The organism is uncultured Campylobacter sp., assembly GCF_938017775.1.
GTDB lineage: Bacteria > Campylobacterota > Campylobacteria > Campylobacterales > Campylobacteraceae > Campylobacter_B.
Genome location: NZ_CALIIU010000021.1, coordinates 1 through 20,428, shown reverse-complemented (window position 1 = coordinate 20,428; position 20,428 = coordinate 1). Strand labels below are relative to the sequence as shown.

25 protein-coding genes, 1 tRNA gene and 1 pseudogene are annotated in these 20,428 nt (G+C 45.0%); 23 read left to right on the top strand and 4 right to left on the bottom strand.

Annotated elements, in window-relative coordinates:
• Positions 1–28: 28 nt before the first annotated feature.
• The 19 genes and pseudogenes from mqnP (at position 29) to trxB (ending at position 13,448) form a co-directional block, all read left to right on the top strand.
• Positions 29–898, top strand: a complete 870-nt coding sequence (gene mqnP, locus Q0537_RS03605; protein WP_299225170.1) for a menaquinone biosynthesis prenyltransferase MqnP — start codon at positions 29–31, stop codon at positions 896–898.
• A gap of 9 nt (positions 899–907) precedes the next feature.
• A complete protein-coding gene (locus Q0537_RS03600) occupies positions 908–1,267 on the top strand; it encodes a hypothetical protein (protein WP_005869739.1) in 360 nt (119 codons plus the stop codon).
• Between the two features lie 80 nt (positions 1,268–1,347).
• Positions 1,348–2,313, top strand: a complete 966-nt coding sequence (gene moaA / locus Q0537_RS03595) for a GTP 3',8-cyclase MoaA (RefSeq protein ID WP_299225168.1) — start codon at positions 1,348–1,350, stop codon at positions 2,311–2,313.
• Positions 2,310–2,552, top strand: a pseudogene (locus tag Q0537_RS03590) (7-carboxy-7-deazaguanine synthase QueE); the annotation flags it as partial. The gene moaA and the pseudogene Q0537_RS03590, both read left to right, overlap by 4 nt.
• Positions 2,553–2,585: 33 nt before the next feature.
• The gene (locus Q0537_RS03585) at positions 2,586–3,275 is read left to right on the top strand and encodes a 4Fe-4S cluster-binding domain-containing protein (RefSeq protein ID WP_299225245.1); all 690 of its coding nucleotides are present in this window, start codon (positions 2,586–2,588) and stop codon (positions 3,273–3,275) included.
• Entirely contained in the window at positions 3,272–3,853 is a 582-nt protein-coding gene (locus tag Q0537_RS03580) for a 6-carboxytetrahydropterin synthase (RefSeq protein WP_299225166.1), read from the top strand. The genes Q0537_RS03585 and Q0537_RS03580 overlap by 4 nt, the downstream gene beginning before the upstream one ends.
• Positions 3,853–4,074 carry a hypothetical protein gene (locus Q0537_RS03575; RefSeq protein WP_298783105.1) on the top strand — a complete coding sequence of 74 codons (222 nt, stop codon included), beginning with the start codon at positions 3,853–3,855 and terminating at the stop codon, positions 4,072–4,074. The genes Q0537_RS03580 and Q0537_RS03575 overlap by 1 nt, the downstream gene beginning before the upstream one ends.
• A 377-nt stretch (positions 4,075–4,451) precedes the next feature.
• Positions 4,452–4,934 (top strand): hypothetical protein, encoded by a 483-nt coding sequence (locus tag Q0537_RS03570; RefSeq protein WP_299225163.1) that lies wholly within the window; start codon positions 4,452–4,454, stop codon positions 4,932–4,934.
• Positions 4,934–5,590 (top strand): 16S rRNA (uracil(1498)-N(3))-methyltransferase, encoded by a 657-nt coding sequence (locus Q0537_RS03565; RefSeq protein ID WP_299225243.1) that lies wholly within the window; start codon positions 4,934–4,936, stop codon positions 5,588–5,590. The genes Q0537_RS03570 and Q0537_RS03565 overlap by 1 nt, the downstream gene beginning before the upstream one ends.
• A gap of 331 nt (positions 5,591–5,921) precedes the next feature.
• Positions 5,922–6,122 (top strand): 50S ribosomal protein L31, encoded by a 201-nt coding sequence (gene rpmE, locus Q0537_RS03560; RefSeq protein WP_177387662.1) that lies wholly within the window; start codon positions 5,922–5,924, stop codon positions 6,120–6,122.
• On the top strand, positions 6,123–6,938 hold the full coding sequence (rsmI, locus tag Q0537_RS03555) for a 16S rRNA (cytidine(1402)-2'-O)-methyltransferase (protein WP_299225161.1): 816 nt from the start codon (positions 6,123–6,125) through the stop codon (positions 6,936–6,938).
• A gap of 35 nt (positions 6,939–6,973) precedes the next feature.
• On the top strand, positions 6,974–7,675 hold the full coding sequence (gene rlmB / locus Q0537_RS03550; protein ID WP_299225159.1) for a 23S rRNA (guanosine(2251)-2'-O)-methyltransferase RlmB: 702 nt from the start codon (positions 6,974–6,976) through the stop codon (positions 7,673–7,675).
• A complete protein-coding gene (locus tag Q0537_RS03545; RefSeq protein WP_299225157.1) occupies positions 7,647–8,666 on the top strand; it encodes a hypothetical protein in 1,020 nt (339 codons plus the stop codon). The genes rlmB and Q0537_RS03545 overlap by 29 nt, the downstream gene beginning before the upstream one ends.
• Before the next feature lie 136 nt (positions 8,667–8,802).
• The gene (locus tag Q0537_RS03540) at positions 8,803–8,955 is read left to right on the top strand and encodes a hypothetical protein (RefSeq protein WP_297998116.1); all 153 of its coding nucleotides are present in this window, start codon (positions 8,803–8,805) and stop codon (positions 8,953–8,955) included.
• 239 nt (positions 8,956–9,194) lie between these two features.
• On the top strand, positions 9,195–10,400 hold the full coding sequence (locus Q0537_RS03535; RefSeq protein ID WP_299225155.1) for an LL-diaminopimelate aminotransferase: 1,206 nt from the start codon (positions 9,195–9,197) through the stop codon (positions 10,398–10,400).
• Positions 10,400–11,668, top strand: a complete 1,269-nt coding sequence (locus tag Q0537_RS03530; RefSeq protein WP_299225152.1) for a homoserine dehydrogenase — start codon at positions 10,400–10,402, stop codon at positions 11,666–11,668. Before Q0537_RS03535 ends, Q0537_RS03530 begins: the two co-directional genes overlap by 1 nt.
• 1 nt (position 11,669) lies before the next feature.
• A complete protein-coding gene (locus tag Q0537_RS03525; RefSeq protein WP_299225150.1) occupies positions 11,670–12,008 on the top strand; it encodes a YraN family protein in 339 nt (112 codons plus the stop codon).
• A 70-nt stretch (positions 12,009–12,078) separates the two neighbouring features.
• Positions 12,079–12,393, top strand: coding sequence for a thioredoxin (trxA, locus tag Q0537_RS03520; protein ID WP_297881795.1), 315 nt, complete (start codon positions 12,079–12,081; stop codon positions 12,391–12,393).
• Positions 12,394–12,503: 110 nt separating this feature from the next.
• On the top strand, positions 12,504–13,448 hold the full coding sequence (trxB, locus tag Q0537_RS03515) for a thioredoxin-disulfide reductase (RefSeq protein WP_299225148.1): 945 nt from the start codon (positions 12,504–12,506) through the stop codon (positions 13,446–13,448).
• 220 nt (positions 13,449–13,668) lie between these two features.
• Here trxB and Q0537_RS03510 read toward each other — a convergent pair whose 3' ends face one another.
• The 4 genes from Q0537_RS03510 to Q0537_RS03495 form a co-directional block, all read right to left on the bottom strand.
• Positions 13,669–14,448 (bottom strand): hypothetical protein, encoded by a 780-nt coding sequence (locus tag Q0537_RS03510; RefSeq protein WP_299225146.1) that lies wholly within the window; start codon positions 14,446–14,448, stop codon positions 13,669–13,671.
• 141 nt (positions 14,449–14,589) lie between these two features.
• Positions 14,590–14,687, bottom strand: a tRNA-Sec gene (locus Q0537_RS03505).
• Between the two features lie 28 nt (positions 14,688–14,715).
• Positions 14,716–17,478, bottom strand: a complete 2,763-nt coding sequence (locus Q0537_RS03500) for an MMPL family transporter (RefSeq protein ID WP_299225144.1) — start codon at positions 17,476–17,478, stop codon at positions 14,716–14,718.
• Between the two features lie 23 nt (positions 17,479–17,501).
• Positions 17,502–18,086 (bottom strand): ABC transporter substrate-binding protein, encoded by a 585-nt coding sequence (locus tag Q0537_RS03495; RefSeq protein WP_299225142.1) that lies wholly within the window; start codon positions 18,084–18,086, stop codon positions 17,502–17,504.
• Positions 18,087–18,775: 689 nt separating this feature from the next.
• On the opposite strand from Q0537_RS03495, the gene Q0537_RS03490 reads away from it, so the two are divergent.
• The 4 genes from Q0537_RS03490 to Q0537_RS03475 all read left to right on the top strand — a co-directional run bounded on the left by Q0537_RS03490 (position 18,776) and on the right by Q0537_RS03475 (position 20,246).
• Entirely contained in the window at positions 18,776–19,018 is a 243-nt protein-coding gene (locus Q0537_RS03490) for a hypothetical protein (RefSeq protein WP_060496280.1), read from the top strand.
• A 31-nt stretch (positions 19,019–19,049) separates the two neighbouring features.
• Entirely contained in the window at positions 19,050–19,502 is a 453-nt protein-coding gene (locus tag Q0537_RS03485) for a hypothetical protein (protein ID WP_098998588.1), read from the top strand.
• Between the two features lie 197 nt (positions 19,503–19,699).
• The gene (locus Q0537_RS03480; RefSeq protein WP_008799735.1) at positions 19,700–19,894 is read left to right on the top strand and encodes a hypothetical protein; all 195 of its coding nucleotides are present in this window, start codon (positions 19,700–19,702) and stop codon (positions 19,892–19,894) included.
• A gap of 109 nt (positions 19,895–20,003) precedes the next feature.
• Complete coding sequence (locus Q0537_RS03475; RefSeq protein WP_299225131.1) at positions 20,004–20,246, top strand: hypothetical protein; 243 nt, start codon at positions 20,004–20,006, stop codon at positions 20,244–20,246.
• Positions 20,247–20,428: the final 182 nt, after the last annotated feature.

Sequence of the window (20,428 nt, the reverse complement as noted above, 5' to 3'; positions counted from 1 at the left end):
TACAATGGTGCCCAAAATAAGGGGCAAAATGGCTAAATTTAAAGAAATTTTATCCGATATCAACGAATTAATAGTTTTTAAACACTCGGTTTTCGCGCTGCCGTTTATCTTTACGGCGATGATTACCGCGAGCAAACTGCAAAGCGGCTCGGTATGGTTCGGCTGGAAGCTACTTTTTTTAGGAATTTTATGCGCGGTGAGCGCGAGAAGCTTCGCGATGGCTCTAAATCGCTACCTGGACGAGGATATCGACCGCGCCAATCCGCGTTGTGCTTCGCGCCCTAGCGTGGACGGACGGATCGGACGCGGGAATTTACTGCTTTTCATCATCGCAAACGCAGTGGTTTTCATAGCGGTTTCGGCGCTTATAAATCCTTTGGCGCTTAAGCTTTCGGTGCCGATTTTAGCGGCATTGGGCGGGTATTCATATTTTAAACGCTTTAGCGAGACCGCGCATTTAATGCTCGGCTTTTGCTTAGGGCTTGCGCCGATTGCGGGAGCGATCGCCGTTAGCGGCGTAATTCCGCTATGGTCGGTGCTGCTGTGTTTTGGAGTAGTATTTTGGGTAGGCGGCTTTGACGTGTTGTATTCGCTTCAAGATATAGAATTTGACCGAACGGCGGGGCTTTACAGCATCCCTGCGCTTTACGGCAAGGAAGCCTCGATGTTTATCTCCAAAATTTTTCACGCCGTAGCAGTGCTTTTTTGGCTGCTGTTTTGCGCGGCGGCAAATTTAGGCTTTTTTGCCTATCTGGGCGTGGCTGCGTGCGCGATGATTTTGTACTTCGAGCATAGGATCGTACGTAGTGATTTTAGCAAGATTGATCGCGCGTTTTTCACGCTCAATGGCTACTTGGGCATCGCTTTTTTTGCCTTTGTTTTTGTAAATTTATTTTAAGGAACCCCTATGGATCTTAACACTATCATCATTTTAGGACTTTGCGTCGTTATATTTTTGATGTTTTTCGTCATATATTTTAAGGATAAGCAAGCGGATAAAAAATTCGAGCGCTTCGATCAGGTTCTGACCGACGCTATGCAGGAAAATTATCTGCTTAAAAAGAAGGTCGAGGAGCTAAAAGAGATGATCGATTCGGGCGGTAAAGTAGCTCCCAATATCGATATAAACGCGATCGCAGATGTGATCGACGAGACGATAGAGCAGAGGCTAGATGTAGTGCCTACGATGATCGACGAGCGGGTAGAAAAGCAGATTAGACCGCTACTAGATCAGCTTAAAGAGCTCATCGGCTCGGTAAGAAAATAGCCGGAGCAATATAAAAATAAAATTTTGCAAAATCGCTTTGTTTTTTATATAATCGCCGCAAATTGATATTAAGGCAAAATATGCTAATTGATAAATTTGGACGAACGATCGATTATTTGCGCATTTCGGTTACGCAGCGGTGTAATTTCAGATGCAGATATTGCATGCCTACTACGCCGTTTAATTGGGTGCCGCGAGAGAATATTTTAAGCTTTGAGGAGATGTTTTTATTCGTCAAGGTTGCGATCGACGGCGGCGTGAAAAAGATCCGCATCACCGGCGGCGAACCGCTGGTGCGCAGGGGGATCGAAGATTTTATAAAGATGATCGCGGATTACGCTCCGGGTATCGATCTCGCGCTTACCACCAACGGGTATTATCTCAAAAACTACGCGCGCGCCTTGAAAAACGCGGGGCTAAAACGCATCAATATGTCGCTTGACTCGCTGCGTCCGGAGCGGGCTAAATTTATAGCTCAGCGCGGCGTGCTTTATAACGTCTTAGAAGGCCTTGACGCCGCGCTTGAAGCGGGACTAAAAGTCAAGCTAAACACCGTCGTGCTAAAGGGGATCAACGACGATGAGCTGATCTATTTGCTGGAATTTGCCCGCGAGAAGGATTGTCAGATTCGCTTCATAGAATTTATGGAAAACACCCATGCCGGCGATCTTACAGGCTTAAAATCAAACGAAATTTTAGATATTTTAAGGCGTAAATTTATCTTTACCGCTCTGCCGAAATCGCAAAGCTCGCCCGCGTCGCTTTACGCGCTAGCAGACGGCTACACCTTCGGCATAATCGATCCGCACAAGCACGATTTTTGCGAGAGCTGCAACCGCATCAGACTAAGCGCCGAGGGGCTTTTGATCCCGTGTCTTTACTTCGAGGACGCGCTAAGTATCAAAAAGGCGGTCAAAGAGGGCGACATTGCCGCAGCCGCGGAAATTTTGGCTAAAATTTTAGCGAATAAGCCTGAAAAAAATCGCTGGGAAGCGGACGAGGCGAATGAAATTTCAAGCCGCGCATTTTACGAGACGGGCGGATGAGGCTTGTTGAGAGCTTTTTAAGTATCCAAGGCGAGGGCAAATACGCAGGCAGGCTCGCGTTTTTCTTTCGCTTTGCGGGCTGTAATCTGCGCTGCGAGGGCTTCGGCGGCGAGTGCATTTCGCCAAAGACCGGCGAGATCTTGCGCGGTTGCGATACGATCCATGCAGTCTTTACGAACCACTTCGAGCATGAAGAAATTTTAAATTTAGCGCAGCTTTTGAATAAAATTCCAAATTTATCCGCTTCATCCTGTTCTGCACCTGCACGCTCTATGCCGGGCTTTTGCGCCGCCGAGCCTTTTTCTGAAAGCGATACTTTAAATTCCGCCGCCGCGCAAAGACTTCCCCGCCAAAACGGTAGCGCAGAAAAATCTTTAAATTTAACGAGCGAAAATTCTTTAAATTCCGCGGCGCAGAATTCTTCAAATTTAAATCCGCAAAGCTCCGTTTCACCGCAGAGCGCTAAGCTTTATCAAAAGCCTATCATCGTTATCACCGGCGGCGAGCCGCTACTGCACCATAAAGAAGCGCTATTTTACGAGTTCGTCTGCGAGCTGCTAGCGCGCGGACATGCGGTGCACTTCGAAACCAACGGCACGATTTTCGTGGATTTTGAAAATTTTCCCGCCTACAAAAACTGCGTCTTTGCAGTCTCGCCCAAGCTCTCAAACTCCGCCGAGCCGCGCGAACGCAGGCTGAGCTTCGCCGCGCTACGAAGCTTAAAACAAAACGCAAAGGATAGCTTTTACAAGTTCGTGATCTCGCCCGAGTTTGACGCGCAGCCTGAGATCGCTGAAATTTTAGCGGCATGCGGCGGCGAGGTTTATTGCATGCCGTGCGGCGCAGATCGTCGCGAGCTGGAAAGCGCCGCGCAATTTTGCGTGGATTTTTGCCTAAAAAACGGCTATAATTACTCCGATCGCCTGCACATTAGAATTTGGGGCGAGAAGGACGGGGTATGATAATTAGGAAATTATACGAATTCGAAAACGCTCATATCGTGCGCCTGTGCGGTTCGAAGCGGTGTCGCACGAGCATCCACGGCCACTCCTACAGATGCGAAATTTTGCTTAGCTCAAATTTTTTGGATGAAGCGGGGATGGTTTATGACTTCGGCTACATGAAGCTCGGTATCCGCGAGCTTATCGATAGTTTCGATCACGCTACGACGATCTACGCGCACGATGATGCGGGCTATATCGCGGATCTTAAAAAACACAGCGCGCGCTGGGTACAGATACCGCTAAATCCAAGCGCGGAGCAGTTTTGTAGAATTTTTTTCGTCCTTGTGGACCGACTTTTGAGCCTGACTCAGATGCAAAACGGCGAGCGCGAAGTAAAGCTTCACAGCGTCATCGTGCACGAAACTGCCACCGGCTACGCGCAGTGCTTCCGCGAGGACGCCTACAATCCGCAGATGGGCGAGATCGCGCTGGATGAGATAGAATTCTCGCCCGCCGTGCGCGAGGAGTGGAGGCAGCCCGAGCTTTGGCAAAAGCTGCTGCGCGGCGAAAAAATCATCTATCCAAAGGACTGCTGATGAGAAATTTCTTTAAATTTGGCGCGGGGCTTATGCGCGTTTTTGCCACGTGCGCGATCTTTGTCTGCGCGCTTGCTTTGGGTGGTTGCGACGATGAGAAAAAGGACACCTTGCAAAAGCCGCCGGTGGATAGCGAGGTGCCAAAGGACGTGCCTATCGCGCCTAGCGAGCCCAAAGTCGATATAAACGCCGATATGCCGCCGCTTCCGGTGACCGAATAGGGCGGAGCATTGAAGAATCTGCGCCTAAATTTGAAAATTTTTAAAATTTGCGTAGTTTGTATGCGGCGTGCGAGCGCGATTTCGGTGTCTTTTTTGCCTATGCGATCTGCGCAGAGAAATTTTAAATTTTATAAAGCTCTAATTGCGAAATTTTATTCTTGGCGCGAGATATACGGCTCGAAACCGGAGTTGAGAGCGCGCGCGGTAAATTTTGACGCAACAAATATCCGCGGCCGCTTTGAAGAGTTTTTAAAATTTCAAAGGTGCGGAGCAGGTCTGTTTGATCTCGCGCCGGAAAAATTTGCGTTGAAATTCGGTCGTTTCGGCTCTAGCCGCGCAAAATTTTATCCTGCAAATTTAACTCCCTGGCGGAAGTGATGGATTATCTGTATCAAAGCGCCTTAGGTTTTCATAAGTTTTTCGCGCTAGCTACGGCGATTTTAACAATAATTTATCTGATTTTTACCCAGCTTAAAATAGACGCGGCGGCGGAATTTCGTCCTCGCGGCAAGGCTTTAAATCCCGCCGCTTCCGCGCCGCAAGCTGAAAATTTAAAGCAAAAAAGCAGATCGGGGCTTAGATTTCTTAGGCGCATCAGGCTCTTTTTGCCGATCTATTATTCGTGCATCGCGGCGCTGATTATCAGCGGAAGCGTGATGCTAGCGGTGCTGCGCTTTGATCTGAGCTTTAGAATTTACTTTATGGCAGCCGCAGCGCTAGCGATGATCATACTTAGCGCGGCGTCTTACAAGCGGCTAAAAATCGCGTATCTGAGCCAAAACTTTGCGCCGTATCAGCGCAAAATGCGGGTGATTTTGGGGCTAAGCTTAGCGATAATTTTGATAGCGAGTGTTATTTGATGGTATATTTTTACGATAAGCTTGCAGGCGAACAGAGCCTAATTTTGCAGAACGATCAGTTTTTGCACCTAAAGGCCAGGAGAGCAAGGGCGGGCGAGCGCATAGACATGCGCAATCTTGAGGACGGGGCGAGTTATCTATATGAGATCGTCGAAATTTCGCGCAAAGGCGCGGCTTTGAATTTAGTTTTTAAAAGCTCGGTTTTTACGCCGAGCCACGATTTTTGCGTCGCTTGGGCGGTCGTCGAGAGCGCCGTGATCGAAAAGAGCCTGCCTGCGCTAAACGAGATGGGCGTCGGGCGGCTTGTTTTGGTCTATGCCGATCTGTCGCAGAAAAACGTGCGGCTCGATCTGCAGAGGATGGAGCGGATTTTGATCAACTCGTCGCAGCAATGCGGGCGAAATTCCATCATGCAGATCGAGGTTTTGGGCGGCTCGGACGAGCTTGCACAAAGGTATGAAAACGTAAGCCTAATCGATTTTGGCGGCAAGAACATCGACATTTTCGGCGGCGACGAGATCGCTTTCATCGGCCCGGAGGGCGGGTTTTCTCCGCGCGAAAGGGAGAAATTTAAAAACGCCTATGCGCTTAATAGCCCCTATATTTTGCGCTCAAACACCGCGTTGATCGCAACTTGCGCAAAATTGATGTTTTAAGCGCTCGGCAAATTTAAAAAGTCGCGCGCTTTAAATTTTAGAATTTAAAATTTGCTCTGCGCGATCCGCTATGTTTATCTGCGGCTTGATGCATTGCGCGTATTTGCCGAGGCTTATATTCGTGCGCTGTATTTTGCACGCCGCAGTAGGTCGCGGTGAAATAAAATTTTACTCGCAAGCGGGCTAAATTTTAAAATTTTCGCGTTCAACAAACATGCTCGAAAAGAAAACCGCCGCTTCGCCGAGAGATTTTTAAAACCCTTTAAATTTGCTTTTTAGATAAAAAAGTTGTATAATCGCTGCCTTTTAAAATCATCAAAAAGGATCAAAAATGAAAAAAGATATCCATCCAAACTTTGTCGAAACGACCGTTACCTGCGCTTGCGGCAATACTTTTAAAACGCGCTCGAACAAGCCTGAGATCCGCGTCGATATCTGCTCCAATTGCCATCCGTTTTTCACCGGCAGCGAGAAGATCGTAGATAGCGCGGGCCGCGTCGAGAAATTTAAGCAAAAATACGGAATGAAATAGTTGCTATATCTCATTCCTACGCCGATAGGAAATCTAAGCGATATCTCGAGCCGCGCGCTTGAGGTATTGCAAAGCTGCGAAATCCTAATCTGCGAGGATACGAGGGTTTCAAAAAAACTTCTAAACTTATTATCCGATAAATTTCAAATTTCATTTAAAATTTCACAGTTTTACTCGCTGCACACGCACAATGAAGCGGAGTTTTTCGCGAGCTTTAACGCGACGCTTCTGCGCGAAAAAGCTTGCGCATACGTAAGCGACGCAGGTATGCCCTGCATCAGCGATCCTGGAATTGCGCTCGTTAAATTTGCGCAGCGAAGCGGCGTAGCTTACGAGGTGCTTAGCGGCGCAAACGCTCTGCTGCTCGCAGCCGCCGCAAGCGGGCTGGTGGAGAAAGAATTTAGCTTTTTGGGTTTTTTGAATAATGACGGCGCGCAGCGCAAAGCTCAGATCCTAAATTTAATGCAAAGCCCCTATCCGTGCATACTCTACGAATCTCCCAAGCGCGTGGTAAAGCTAATAGAGCAGATCGCGGGGATCGACGCGCAACGCAAAATTTTTGCGATCAAAGAAGCCACGAAAAAATTTGAAACCAAATTTTTCGGTAGCGCCGCAGAGGTTCTATCCGGCCTAAACGGCGCAAATTTAAACGGCGAATGGTGCGTCGTGATTGACGGCGCAGGCGAGAAAAGCTTTGAAAAAATCACGCAGGAAGATATTCTCTCGCTTGAGATCGCCCCGAAAATAAAAGCGAAACTGCTCTCAAAAATCAGCGGCGAACCCGCCAAAGAAATATATAAAAATTTGATACGCTAAGTCATATTTTAACCGTTTTTCGCTAAAATCCCAAAATGATTATTTACGGCAAGCAGCTGTTTTTGCACCTTTTAAACCGGCATCCGCAGAAATTTATCCGCATCATCCTTGCAAAGGAGTGCGAGAAAGAAATTTTTAAAAAGATCGCCGCGACCGGCGTAAAGATTGAGCGCGCCGATGCGAAAAAAGCTCAAGCCCTCGCTCGCGGCGGCAACCATCAAGGCTTCTTGGCTGAGGTGGAGGAGTTTGGCTTCGGCGATCTTGCTAGCGTCAAAGACGATAAATTTGTGCCAATCCTTTATCGGCTTACCGACGTCGGAAACGTCGGCGCGATAATGCGCAGCGCCTATGCTTTGGGTGCAAATAGCGTGATCGTCGTCGCAAATAATCTAAATATGGCGGGCGTAGTGCGCGCAAGCTCGGGCGCGGCATATGAGCTAAATGTCGTTAAGGCCGCAGACGGACTTAGCGTGCTAAATGAGCTTAAACAAAGCGGCTTTGAAATTTACGCCGCGAGTGCGGACGGGACGAGCTTTAAGGAGTTAGAGCTCGGCGCGAAAAATGCACTCGTAATGGGGAACGAAGAAGAGGGGATACCTGCTAGGGCGCTTAAAAAATGCGACTGCGCGGTATCGATAAAGATGCGCGAAGGCTGGGACTCGCTTAACGTAAGCGCGGCATTTGCGATACTATGCGATGGAATTTTAAATGGAAGAAATAAAAGAGAAGCTAAATAATACGGACGAGCAGGCGGAACAAACCGAGAAGCCGGAGCAAACACAGCAGCCAAAAAGCAGCGATCTAGATAAATTAAAATCTATGGATCTCATCGAGATTGCGCGCACGACGCGCATCGACGCGCAAAATTTAGAATATATCATAAACAAAGACTTCGAGAAGCTAGCAAATTTTAATGTGAAGGGCTACATTAAAATTTTAGAGCGCGAGTTCGGGCTGGATCTATCGGACTGGCTTAGCGAGTTTGAGAGCGCCAAAGCGAGCTTTGCGCCCGTTAAAAAGGCCAAAGTCGAGCAGGTCTATGGTCAAAGGGTCAGCCCTAACAAAAGCAGCAGCGGCTGGCTTTTGTGGCTGCTTGCGATGGTACTAATCATAGGCGCGATCTTTTATTTTGGACTTTATAAAAGCTTCGGCGAATTTTTGGGCTCGCTTTTATGGGAGCAAAACAAAACCACCTATTCTGACGCTCCGATTGTAAACAATACTCAAAAAAAGCTTGAAAACATCGGTATCGACGTCGTTTCGCACAACGCTACAGATGAAAAATTCGCACTAAAGTCAGATGCCAATGCAGCCGCTGTTGCGGATGAAAATTTAAGCTCGCTCAATGCGCTGGACCGCTCTATCAGGATCGAGCGCGCGAGTGCCAAAACGGAGGAAAATTCCACCGACGAAAACGCCACGCAAAGCGTACCTGCACCCAGCAAAGATATCGTGCTTAATCCGCGCGGCAAAATGTGGATCGGTATCATCGATCTAAAAAGCGGCAAGAAGCGCGAGATGGTCATAAATTCCCCTTACGTCGTCGCTTCGCAAGGAGATGAGGAGCTGCTAATCTCTACCGGTCACGGGATGTTTGAGCTCGGCAAAGCCGATGGCAACGTAACTTTCAGCGAAAGAAACACTCAAAAATTTCACGTTAAAGATGGCAATATCACTAAAATTTCAGCCGATGAGTTTCTGCGCCTAAACAAGGGCAAAAAGTGGTAAAGCCTCCGTTCTCGTACGAGGTTTTTTGCTCGTAGAATTTTGCCGCAGAGGACAGAGGGTAAAATTTTAGCTCGCTATGTGCGCAGTTTAAATTTAAACCCGCGAGCGTAAATTTAAAGGTTTGAACTGCGCCGCCTTGGATAAAATTTTAAACGGCATAGGTAAAATTAACGGTGCGGATAAAATTTCAAGCGTTGCGGGCGCTTGCTGTAGCGTGGTAAATTTAAAGGGCATCGTTCGAGGACGCGGCGTAAAAACGGCAGCTTTGATCGTTATTGTTTTGATCTGACGTAAATTTAAATGTCGCCGCAAAGGGTCGTGATGCTCTAAATTTAAACAATCAATGCCTCCGCGGTTTTAAAATTTTAGCGAGGTAAAAGTTTAAATTGCTCGAGCAATATAAAGAGCGCCGCCGCATCGCCGCTAAGGCTTGCAATTTTGCCTCCGTGCGGCGCGAGCAGATCGCGGCGCTTAAGGCGCAAAATTTTAAATAAAGCTTGAAAATTACTTTAAGATAAGAGGTTTGAGATGTTTGACGAAATTCGTTTTTCAAAAATCGAGCGTTTGCCCAATTACGTTTTTGCCGAGGTCAATGCCATAAAAATGGCGGCGCGCAGAGCTGGCGAGGATATAATCGATTTTTCGATGGGCAATCCCGACGGCAGGACGCCGCAGCATATAATCGACAAGCTTTGCGAAAGCGCGCAAAAGGACAAGACGCACGGCTACTCCGTAAGTCAGGGCATCTACAAGCTGCGACTTGCGTGCGCGAATTGGTACAAGCGCAAATACGGCGTGATCTTGGACCCAGAAAGCGAGATCGTCGCCGTGATGGGCTCCAAAGAGGGCTTCGTGCATCTAACAAGCGCGATCGTAAATCCGGGCGACGTCGCGGTGGTGCCCGATCCTGCCTATCCGATCCACACTCAAGCCTTCATCATCGCGGGCGGTAATGTCGTTAAAATCCCGCTTGCCTATGATGAAAATTTAAATTTTAATGAGAACAAATTTTTCATCGATCTGCAAAAAACTTTCGACGAGAGCATTCCGCGCCCAAAATACGTCGTCGTAAATTTCCCGCACAACCCCACCACCGTCGTCGTGCAAAAAAGCTTCTACGAGCGGCTCGTGGCGATGGCGCGGCAGGAGCGGTTTTATATCATCAGCGACATCGCTTACGCAGAGATCGCTTTTGAGGGTTACAAAACGCCGTCGATCTTTGAGGTCCAGGGCGCAAAGGACGTCGCAGTCGAGGCATACACGCTTTCTAAAACCTACAATATGGCGGGCTGGCGCGTGGGTTTTGTAAGCGGCAACAAAAAGCTCGTAGCCGCGCTTAAAAAGATCAAATCTTGGTTTGATTACGGCATGTTTACGCCGATCCAAGTAGCCGCCACGATCGCACTGGACGGGCCGCAGGAGTGCGTAGAGCAGATCCGCGCGAGCTATGAGAAGCGTAGGAATTTTTTGATAGACACTTTTGCGGACGCGGGCTGGCAGATCGCTAAACCTAGCGCGTCGATGTTTGCGTGGGCGAAATTACCGCCAGCGGCGGCTCATCTAAGGAGTATGGAGTTTTCCAAACAGCTTCTTACCAAGGCGCGCGTCGCCGTAAGCCCTGGCGTGGGCTTTGGCGCGGCGGGAGACGATTATGTGCGGATCGCTTTTATCGAAAACGAAAATAGAACCCGCCAGGCCGCTAGAAATATAAAAAAATATTTGAAAGAGATCTGATGAAAGTAGCGATTTTAGGCGTCGGCACCGTAGGTAGCGAAGTTGCAAATATTTTGATAAAAAACAAAGATATCATCCTTGCCCGCGCGGGCGTTAGTATAGAGCCCGTAATCGGGCTCGTGCGCGATACGAATAAAAAACGTGACGTGCAAATTCCGCTTAGCAGCGACGCAAAAAGCATTATTGAGCGCGACGATATCGATGTTTTTGTAGAGCTTATGGGCGGGGTAGAAAAGCCCTATGAGATCGTAAGCGAAATTTTAAAGCGTAAAAAGGCGGTCGTTACCGCAAATAAGGCGCTTTTGGCTTATCATCGCTACAAGCTTCAGGCACTTGCGGGTGATACGCCTTTTGGCTTCGAAGCGAGCGTGGCGGGCGGAATTCCGATCATCAAAACTCTGCGCGAAGGGCTAAGCGCCAATCGTATCGAAAAGATAATCGGCATCGTAAACGGCACGAGCAACTTCATCCTTACGAATATGATGCAAAAAAACGAGAAATTTGAGGATGCGCTAAAGCAAGCTCAAGATCTCGGATACGCCGAAGCCGATCCTAGCTTCGACATCGGCGGATTCGACGCGGCGCATAAGCTCTTGATCTTAGCCAGCATCGCATACGGCGTGCACGGAGATCCTGAAGATATCCTAATCGAGGGGATCGAGGAGATTACGCAGGAGGATATATATTTTGCGCGCGAATTTGATTTTATAATCAAGCTGCTTGCGGTAGCTAAGCGCGCGTGCGATAACAAAGTCGAGCTGCGCGTCCATCCTGCGCTCATTTCGAAGGATCAAATGCTTTCAAAAGTAGACGGCGTGATGAACGGCGTGAGTATCTATGGAGACTGCGTCGGCGAGAGTATGTATTACGGCCCTGGCGCGGGCGGAAGCGCTACGGCAAGTGCGGTTATAAGCGATCTTATCGACATCGCGCGCGATAACAAAAACCCGATGCTCGGATATAAAATTTTGCCGAGCGAAAATTTTATGCAAATTCTGCCAAGCGAACAGATCCGCACGAAGTATTATTTCAGGCTGCGCGTGCGCGATGAGAAGGGCGTGCTGGCGAAGCTCACGAACATTATGAGCTTAAACGATCTTTCGATCGACAGCTTTTTGCAAAAGCCAAAGCTTAAAACGGACGAGGAGGTAACGCTGTTTTTCACGACGCATACGTGCTGTGAGAAGGATATCAAGCGCGCAATAAGCGTGATCGGCGGCGAAAATTTCATCACGCAAAAGCCTTTTATGATCAGGATCGAAAGTTAAGTTGAGCTTAAAAGAATATCTTTTCGGCTTTGCCTGCGAGGACCGTGCGGCGGAATTTTTACGCGGCGAAGGATTTGAAATTTTAAAACGAAATTTCCGCTGCCGCTTCGGCGAGATCGACATCGTCGCGCGTAAAGACGGTATTTTGCACTTTATAGAGGTGAAGGCTACGAGCGGCGATTATGACGCCGCAGAGCGCGTGACGGGCGGTAAGATGGCTAAAATTTTAAAGGCGGCGGAATTTTATCTGATGAGCTGTGATACGGACGAGCCGTGGCAGATCGACGTCGTGGAAGTTTATCCAAAGCAGATAAAATTTATCGCCAACATATCTTTTTAAATTAGAATTTTTATTATTTATTTAAGATAATAAACTATAATTCGCGGAATTTTAACACAAGGAGAACATTATGGGAAAGTATATAGAGCTTACTTCGGAGAATTTCGACGTTATTAAAGAGGGTGTCGCGCTAGTCGATTTTTGGGCACCTTGGTGCGGGCCGTGCCGTATGATCGCCCCGATCATCGAGGAGCTTGCGAACGATTACGAGGGCAAGGCTAAAATTTGCAAAGTAAATACCGACGAAGCGCAGGATCTCGCGGTGCAGTTTGGCGTTCGCTCGATCCCTACGATTCTATTTTTCAAAGACGGCGAGCTAAAAGCTCAGCTCATTGGCGCGCAATCTAAGCAGATCATAGCCGACAAACTAAACTCGCTTCTGTAAATTTTAAAAGGGCGGCTTCGCCCTTCCTCTCTTCGCCTCCCGTTTTATTAATTAAATTCGTAAATTTAACGCCCGCGGCTTTACTTAATAAAATAATTAAGGAGAAAAAAATGTTAGATTTAGCAATTATCGGCGGCGGTCCTGCGGGGCTAGCGGCGGGGCTTTATGCTACAAGAGGCGGTTTAAAGGACGTCGTGATGTTTGAGATGGGTATGCCCGGCGGGCAGATCACCTCAAGCTCCGAGATGGAAAACTACCCGGGCGTTGCTGCGGTGACTGATGGGATGAGCTTTATGGCGCCTTGGCAGGAGCAGTGCTTCCGCTTCGGGCTGAAGCATGAGATGGTGCGCGTGCTGCGCGTCTCAAAAGACGGCGATGGAAATTTTACGATCTATCTCGAGGGCGATCAAACACGTCGCGCACGTGCCGTTATCGTCGCTACGGGCTCTACTCCGCGCCGCGCGGGGATTGAGGGCGAGGATGAGTTTTTCGGTCGCGGCGTCAGTACCTGCGCGACCTGCGATGGGTTTTTTTACAAGGGCAAAGAGGTTGCCGTCCTCGGCGGCGGCGATACGGCGCTAGAGGAGGCGCTGTATCTAGCTAAAATTTGCTCTAAAGTATACCTAATCCACCGCAGGGATGAGTTTCGCGCCGCGCCTTCAACCGTGCAAAGGGTGCGCGAAAGTGAGAATATCGAGCTCATCACAAACACGCTTGTAGAGCAGATCAAGGGCGATGCAAGCGGCGTAACGGGCGTCGTCGTCAAGGATAAAACCAGCGGCGCCGCGCGCGAGCTGCAGCTGCCGGGGATCTTCGTATTCGTGGGGCTTGACGTGCGAAACGAGGTGTTAAAAGACGAAAGCGGCAAGTTCATCTGCGATGTCACGCCCGGCGGGCAGGTCGCGGTAAATTTAAAGATGCAAACAAGCGTACACGGGCTATTTGCGGCGGGCGATATGAGGCAGGATGCGCCTAAACAGGTCGTCTGCGCGGCAGGCGACGGCGCGGTTGCCGCACTTAGCGCGATCGCGTATCTGCAAGGACACGATAAATAAGCTTGTATTCGGCGGAAAATTCCACGGTGCGGCGGGCGAAGCTGCTTCCGTCGCGCTTTTTAAATTTAAAAGCCCGCGTCAAATTTGAATGAAATAATGAAATTTTGACGCAAGGCGGCTCAAATTTAAAATTTCGTCAAATTGAGCCGCAAAATAATGCTATCGTCTTTTGCGGAAACGCTTCCGAGCCGAAACGTCTTTTAAAAATTCAGATAAAATTTTATTGTCTTTCGTAGAAAGTTGCAAGGGCGTCTTCCGCCGTTTTTCTATTATTAAATGCCGATCTTATCTTAATAACATCATCAATTATATCTTTAGTCACTATAAATTTATCCGATAAACTTACGCTCTTATCGGCATTCACGATAAAATTTAATTCGATCGCAGCCTGTGGCGGCAGCTCTGCTGCCCTTCCAAGCTGTAGCCTTATTTGGCTAGGCGTTAGCTGCGAATAATAAGCGACGTCTTCTAATGAATCAATAATATTACTCATATAAATCGCAGAAGTTTTTGGTTCACCATCCTTTAGTATTTCATCTTTTAATTTATCGTCGCAATCAACTGGCTTTTTTTGAAATGAGTAATCTATTTTGCCTCTGTCTTTGAGCTCCTCTTGAAATTTCGTCTCATTTATTTTGCAATGTTCATTTGCCAATTTAAGTAAACGCTGTTGTTTATCATCAGATTTATCTTTATAGAAAAGCACGGCACCTCTTAAAGACGTGTTTAGCGTAGCCTCTTTATATTTTTTGTTAAAGGCATCTACATCGACCTTTACTTTCTCCATATCCACGTCGCAAACCATCTTAACCGTCTTTAATCCGCCGTTTTCCTCTTTGCTCCAGGTAATATTTTTGCAGATTTTCGAGCCCTCGATCGCCGCGCCGATACTCATCGACTTAAAATCGGGAAGAGTATAATTTTTCACGAGCCCTACCTCATCCTCGCCGCATCCTGTTAAAATCAACGCCGCTAGCGCAGCGTTTAGTACATATTTCATCTTCGCTCCTTTGAGATAAATTTTAAAAATAATGCTACCTCCTCCCTGCTTAAACATGTATAAATTTAAAGCCGAAATTTGAAATAAATTCGCAAAGCGCTAGAGATCAAGAATGCAAAGGTGAAATTTAATGAAAGAATTTGGCGAGAGAGGGAGGGAATCGAACCCCCCGGAAAACGGTCAACCGCCCTCCTATCGGATTTGAAGTCCGCAGACGCCACCAGGTCGCCATCCTCTCCAAATGCGGGAATTATAGCGAGATAAAATTTATTTAGCTTTAAAGAGGCTAAATTTTAAGCCTTTTTGGCTCATTATTAACGACGGCAGGATTATGAGCGCACCCAAAAGAAGCAGGCTCATCACCAGACATATTAACATCCCAAAGTAGATCGTAGGCCAGAAATTACTCATCATCATCACGCTGAATCCCAAAATGATCGCAAACGACGTATAATACATCGCGTATCCGATACTTGCGTGGCTCGCGCGGATCGCCGCAGCCTCGTCGCCGCTGCGCGCAAATTCCCGCTTATAGCGGTAGATGTAGTGGATGACGTCGTCAACGCCGATACCGATGCTAATCGCCGCTATCGTGATGCTCATAATATCTAGTGGAATGCCCGCAACGCCCATGATGCCGAAGCAGGCGCAAAGCGGGATTAAATTTACGACGATCGCGATAAGCGCGTATGAAAACGAGCGAAAGATGATCACGAAAAGCACGAAAAGCACGAGCACGGTGATACCCAAAGTGCCTATCTGTGAGCTCATCAGGCTTTGAAGCATATTGTTGTAAAGCACCATTATACCGCTGATCTTCACCGTGACGTTATCCTTAGCGAGTAGGGAGTCCAGATCGCGCTTAAGATCGGCTAGGAATTGCGCTCTGCGGAGATTCGGATCGCTATCTATCGTGCGGATGCTAAAGTGCGCCTCATTCGCTTCGATATTCACAAAGGGCGAAAGCACCATCTCGCGGTAGTTTGCCGGCATTTCAGAGTAGATTAGAGCAAGGCTCAGATCGTCCAGATCGCGCCCCTGATTAATCTGCTTGCCTAGCTTCAAAAGCGATGCTAGCGAGCTTACGTTGCCGATAAACTCGTGCCCCGTGACGTTTTTGTCCTTCAAAAAATCGTCTATTTTGCCGATGATACGCATCTTTTCGGATGTGAACCAATACTGCGGCTTGTTTTCGTTGGCGGCGTATTCGGCTTCAAAATCGCCAAAATCGTCGCTCGCGGTGGAATTTTGCTCTAAATTTGCGGCATGGGTCTGATCTAAATTTACGGCGCCGCTTGGCTGCGATGTCGCGACGGAGCTTTGCTCGGTAAAATTTTGATCATTTAAATTTTGCGCTGTGGCGGTAGAATTCTGTGCGGCGGAATTCTGCGCGATAAAATTTTGCCCTGCGGGATTGGAATTTTCGCCGCTCTTAGAATTTGCGCTATCGCTTGCGGAATTTTCGCTCTCGCTTGCGGCGGGATCTGCACTGCCTACGCTTTTAAATTTAACTACGATATCAAGCGGGATCGTTCCTCCGAGATTTGTGTCTATGACCTCCATACCTGCGCGGATGTCGGTGCTTTTTTTGAAGTAGCCGATGAAGCTGTTTTCGACGCGCAGCTGCGAGATACCGTATAGCCCAAAGATCACCGCTGCAGCACACACGCCATAGACCGCGCCTCTGCTGCGTAGCGCCGTTTCGGCGCACCAAAGCGTAAATTTAAAGTGCTGCTCGAAGCTGCGGTTATTGTGCGTGCGCGGCAGAAGCGACATAACCGCGCCGAATACTCCAAATGCCGTAACTAGCGAGATACTGATGCCTACGCTCATCATAATTCCCAGAGAAATTACGGGTTTTATATCGCAAAAAATTAGCGACATAAAGCCGATAACGGTCGTAAAGATTGCGAAAAAGCAGGGCATTGCGCGCTCGCGTAGCACCGCATAAACGAGCTGACGCTGCGAAAAGGCGTGAAAGCGCGCGCTAAACTCGCGGTATGCGACGATTAGGTGGATACAGACCGAAACCGTGATGATGAGCTGAAGCGCTATGAAATTTGAGCTAATCACCGTGACCTCAAAGCTCAAAAAGCCGAATAATCCCGCTGCGAGCACGACCGAGTACGCGCAGATGATAAGCGGCAGCAGGATAAATTTCGCCTGTCTAAAAAAGAGCCAAAAGCACGCCAAAAGCAGCACCAAGGCGCCGAGTCCGTAAGTCGCCAGATCCGAGCGGACGTAGCCCACCATATCGTCTGCGATCATATTCAGTCCGCCTAGAAACAATCGGTGGTCGCCCGTAAATTCCTTCTCAAAGCCCACGATCAGCGCGCGCAAAGCCATGATATCGCGATGATCCTTTTCGCGTAGTTCGTCGCGGTAAGATTTAAAATTTTGCTCCGCAACTTTAAGCGCGTCTTTAAGCTGTGAAATTTGAGCCCCCGAGCGGTTGCTCTCGTGCTCCGCTTGCTCTAGAGCGTTTTTGGCTCCGTCTCTTAGGCGCAAAAGCTCCTCGTAGCGGGTCTGCGGCTTTAAATTTATTAAAATTGCAGTAGTGCGAAAATCGGCGCTTACTAAATTTGACGCGTAAAAGGGACTTGTGGCAAACTCGCGCCTAGCCGCGGTTAAATTTACGTCTGCATCGGTAAGGGTGGGTATGTGCTTAAGCAGCTCGCTCATACCGCCACCTTTGTTTAGCAAAAGCGGTACATTCGTGATGTCCGTGACGCTAGCGACGAAATCAAGCTTGGAAAAAGCCGCATCCATCTGCTCTATTTTGCGGATCGTCTCGGGCGCTAAAAGATCGCCCGCGGGAGTGTATGCAAGCACCAAGAAATTCGGCGTTTCGTAGCGCTTGGATACTTCGCGCCAAATTTGAAGGTCTTTGTCATTATCTAGCAGAAGTGTCTGGCTCGAAGCGTCGATCTCTAGCTTTGTGGAGTAATATCCGAAAAAGAGCGCCAGCGCCGTAAACAGCGCGAGCGTGATTTTCGGAAACGCGACGATTAGGCGAAAAATTTTTTTCAAATACCGCTCTTTTGAGTGCGTCGCTATTCGCCGCTATTGATGACGGTGGAATTTAGCCGCTTTATAAGCTCGTCAAAGCCCAAGCTTTGCGTTACGTCGCCTAGCTGCGAGCGGTAGGTTTGAATTAGGCTGACGCCCACGATATCGACGTCGTAGATGCGCCAATCAGAGCCGGTAGGATAAAATTTAAAATCGATGTCGTAGTTTTTCTGCTCGCCGATGACCTGCGTTTTTAGCACGCGGCGCTTATCGCTCGGGCTTTGTTTGCTCAGCACCTTCATATCCTGATCGGTATAAAGCGAAAGCTTTTCGATAAAGGAGCGCTTTAGATGCGCCTCGAAGGCCTTGTTAAATTCCGCGATCTGCGCGGGGCTAAGGCTTGCGTAATGTTTAGCAAGTGAAAGCTTTGCCATCATTTTATAATCAAAATAGTCGTCAAAAAGTGCAAAGATTTTCGCTGGCTTTGCGTCTTTCGGGGTGCTGCTTCGCATAATGCCTACGGCCTCGGCGACCTTTTGGCTCATCACAGGCTCGATATCCGCATCGCTAATAGCGTGCGCCGAAATCAAAAGCGCTCCGCAAAGCGCTAGAACTTTTAAAATTTTCATTGTTATTTTTTAAAATATTTTTCTAAAAAAAACTTCAAGTTATTTTGTTATATTTTTAAGTTCTATTATTTCAGGGGCTATTGCTTGTAACCAGAGTTTAGGAACAATTTTAACTAATGAATTATGTGGAGAGCTTGTAGAAAAACAAAAGATGGCTATAATTTTGGAAAATACAGTTATACTATTGGTAGGACTCATACCTTGGAATATTGCAATGGATGTTCCATTAAAAATATTAGATGTTGGAATTATGTCTGGATTTTTTGCTTTCTATTTATATTTCTTGCCATTATGGAATTTATTTTTAAATTTTATAAAAGAGAGAAAATATAAAATAAAAATTTAAAGAAGTTAGAAAATGGAGAAAATTTAATGGACAAAGAAAAATATTTTACTCTAATATGGATTACATTCTTTATTCTAGGGGATTATTTTTTTAGAAATAATATTGAAACTAAATTAATAGTCAAAGGAAGTCTTGTTTTAATTATATTTATAAGAATTTTAAAAATAATATAGTATTATGTAGTTATTTATTAACTACAAGAATTTAGAGAAGAAAAGTATTATACAACAAAAAAGGCTAAGCCTTTTAGAATAGTTGAGGGGAGAGAACATAGCCTTTTCTGTTTTAACAGAGTATTTTATTAGAATATTATACCATAAAATTATATTGGAGGAAAATTTTTATGACTGAATTTAATGAATTTTTAATAGAAGCTGAAAAATTTAACAAACTAATGTTTCTTATACTTATTTTTTTGATTATTATAGCACCTCTTATATCTTTAGCAATAATTTTTATAAAAAAGAATAAAATTAGAAACAATAAAAATGAAAGTGAAGAAAATCTTCTTTTTGAAAATTTTACATGGGTGTTAATTGTTTTAGGATTTTTTGTTCTGATGACAAATTTTGTATATTTCTATTAAGAAAAATGTATTATAAAAAATTGGAGGATATATGAATTTTAAATTAGATAATATTTATATTGAATTATTCTTTTATTTTTTTCCTTTTATAGTTATGATATTTGCTATTGCTAATATGATCTACTTACTGAAGAAAAAAGAGAGAAATAAAAAATATAAAAGAAACAATATTATAATTATTGTTCTTTATTTATTTATTTTAATAATAGGTAATTATAGTGGTAGCATAGAAAAATATATAAGGCTTAACTATCCTAATCTTTATAGCAAATATATTATAACTGTGATTGATAATAAAGAATATGTAGTTCTTCAAATAATAAAAAATGACTATATAATAGCTGATATAAAAAGAGAAAATAATAATTTAATTATTTATAAAGATAGTATTAAAAAATATAAATTTCCTGGCATAATGGAATTTCATTACGATGGTTTTGATAATATCAGAATAGAAAATAAGAATGATTTAAAAGGAGGATAGATTGTGATTAATAAAGTATTTAGTATATCTGCATTACTTATTGTTCCTGTATTTTTTTATTTATATATATCAAATTATATAAAAATTAATAATTTAATTATAGCTATTATGATATTAATACTTTTAGCAGGAATATTTTTATTAGTATAAATATAAAAAAAGAAAAATGTAGTAAATGAAAAATTAGAGGAGGAAAAATGAATTTAGAAAAAATATTAAATAATGCTCAAAAAAGTAAAAAGAAAGCACATATTTCTGCAACAGTATCATATGATTTAAAAGCTAAACTAGATGAATTATCTAAAGTTAATAAAGTTACATTGTCTATGTTAATAGAAAGCATTTTAAATGAATTTTTAGAAGTTACCAGTTTAGATGAAAAAAAAGATTAAAATTTTACCAAAATCAACCGTTTTTAACGGTTGATTTTTTATAGAAATAATTGTAAAATAAAGAAATAAGGTATTTAATAAAAAAGTAATTATAAAACTAGGAGGAAATATGGATAACATATTATTTAAGGATTTTAATTTGAGAAGTAAAAATATGCTAATAACTGCAAAAACTAGAACAGGAGTTACAAGTTCAATAATGGTTCCTGCTATTTTAGAAAATAATGAAACAAATTTTGTTATTTTAGACTTTAATAAAGAGATTTATTCTATTGATATTACTATATTTTTTCCTATATTTATTAGTAATAGAATAAATATAGGAAAAAATATAGTAATATCTATTTTATAGATAGAAATACCATAATAGAAGATATTAATAAGATAGATTATTCAAAAAAATTTACAATTTATATCTGTTGTGACCCATGTAGAGAAAATATAAATGAAATAAAAATTTTTGAAGAAATTTTAGAATTGCCAGAAGAATATGATTCAAAGGTAGTTATAATTTTGGGAGAATCAAAAGATGTT

Coding starts and splice junctions, on each gene's coding strand:
- Q0537_RS03600 (WP_005869739.1), top strand. CDS start 908: ATGGATCTTAACACTATCATCATTTTAGGACTTTGCGTCGTTATATTT.
- Q0537_RS03510 (WP_299225146.1), bottom strand. CDS start 14,448: ATGAAATATGTACTAAACGCTGCGCTAGCGGCGTTGATTTTAACAGGA.
- Q0537_RS03565 (WP_299225243.1), top strand. CDS start 4,934: ATGGTATATTTTTACGATAAGCTTGCAGGCGAACAGAGCCTAATTTTG.
- Q0537_RS03575 (WP_298783105.1), top strand. CDS start 3,853: ATGAGAAATTTCTTTAAATTTGGCGCGGGGCTTATGCGCGTTTTTGCC.
- trxB (WP_299225148.1), top strand. CDS start 12,504: ATGTTAGATTTAGCAATTATCGGCGGCGGTCCTGCGGGGCTAGCGGCG.
- Q0537_RS03475 (WP_299225131.1), top strand. CDS start 20,004: ATGGATAACATATTATTTAAGGATTTTAATTTGAGAAGTAAAAATATG.
- rlmB (WP_299225159.1), top strand. CDS start 6,974: ATGATTATTTACGGCAAGCAGCTGTTTTTGCACCTTTTAAACCGGCAT.
- Q0537_RS03535 (WP_299225155.1), top strand. CDS start 9,195: ATGTTTGACGAAATTCGTTTTTCAAAAATCGAGCGTTTGCCCAATTAC.
- trxA (WP_297881795.1), top strand. CDS start 12,079: ATGGGAAAGTATATAGAGCTTACTTCGGAGAATTTCGACGTTATTAAA.
- Q0537_RS03490 (WP_060496280.1), top strand. CDS start 18,776: ATGACTGAATTTAATGAATTTTTAATAGAAGCTGAAAAATTTAACAAA.
- Q0537_RS03570 (WP_299225163.1), top strand. CDS start 4,452: ATGGATTATCTGTATCAAAGCGCCTTAGGTTTTCATAAGTTTTTCGCG.
- Q0537_RS03530 (WP_299225152.1), top strand. CDS start 10,400: ATGAAAGTAGCGATTTTAGGCGTCGGCACCGTAGGTAGCGAAGTTGCA.
- Q0537_RS03585 (WP_299225245.1), top strand. CDS start 2,586: ATGCCGGGCTTTTGCGCCGCCGAGCCTTTTTCTGAAAGCGATACTTTA.
- Q0537_RS03485 (WP_098998588.1), top strand. CDS start 19,050: ATGAATTTTAAATTAGATAATATTTATATTGAATTATTCTTTTATTTT.
- Q0537_RS03545 (WP_299225157.1), top strand. CDS start 7,647: ATGGAAGAAATAAAAGAGAAGCTAAATAATACGGACGAGCAGGCGGAA.
- rpmE (WP_177387662.1), top strand. CDS start 5,922: ATGAAAAAAGATATCCATCCAAACTTTGTCGAAACGACCGTTACCTGC.
- moaA (WP_299225168.1), top strand. CDS start 1,348: ATGCTAATTGATAAATTTGGACGAACGATCGATTATTTGCGCATTTCG.
- Q0537_RS03495 (WP_299225142.1), bottom strand. CDS start 18,086: ATGAAAATTTTAAAAGTTCTAGCGCTTTGCGGAGCGCTTTTGATTTCG.
- Q0537_RS03580 (WP_299225166.1), top strand. CDS start 3,272: ATGATAATTAGGAAATTATACGAATTCGAAAACGCTCATATCGTGCGC.
- mqnP (WP_299225170.1), top strand. CDS start 29: ATGGCTAAATTTAAAGAAATTTTATCCGATATCAACGAATTAATAGTT.
- Q0537_RS03480 (WP_008799735.1), top strand. CDS start 19,700: ATGAATTTAGAAAAAATATTAAATAATGCTCAAAAAAGTAAAAAGAAA.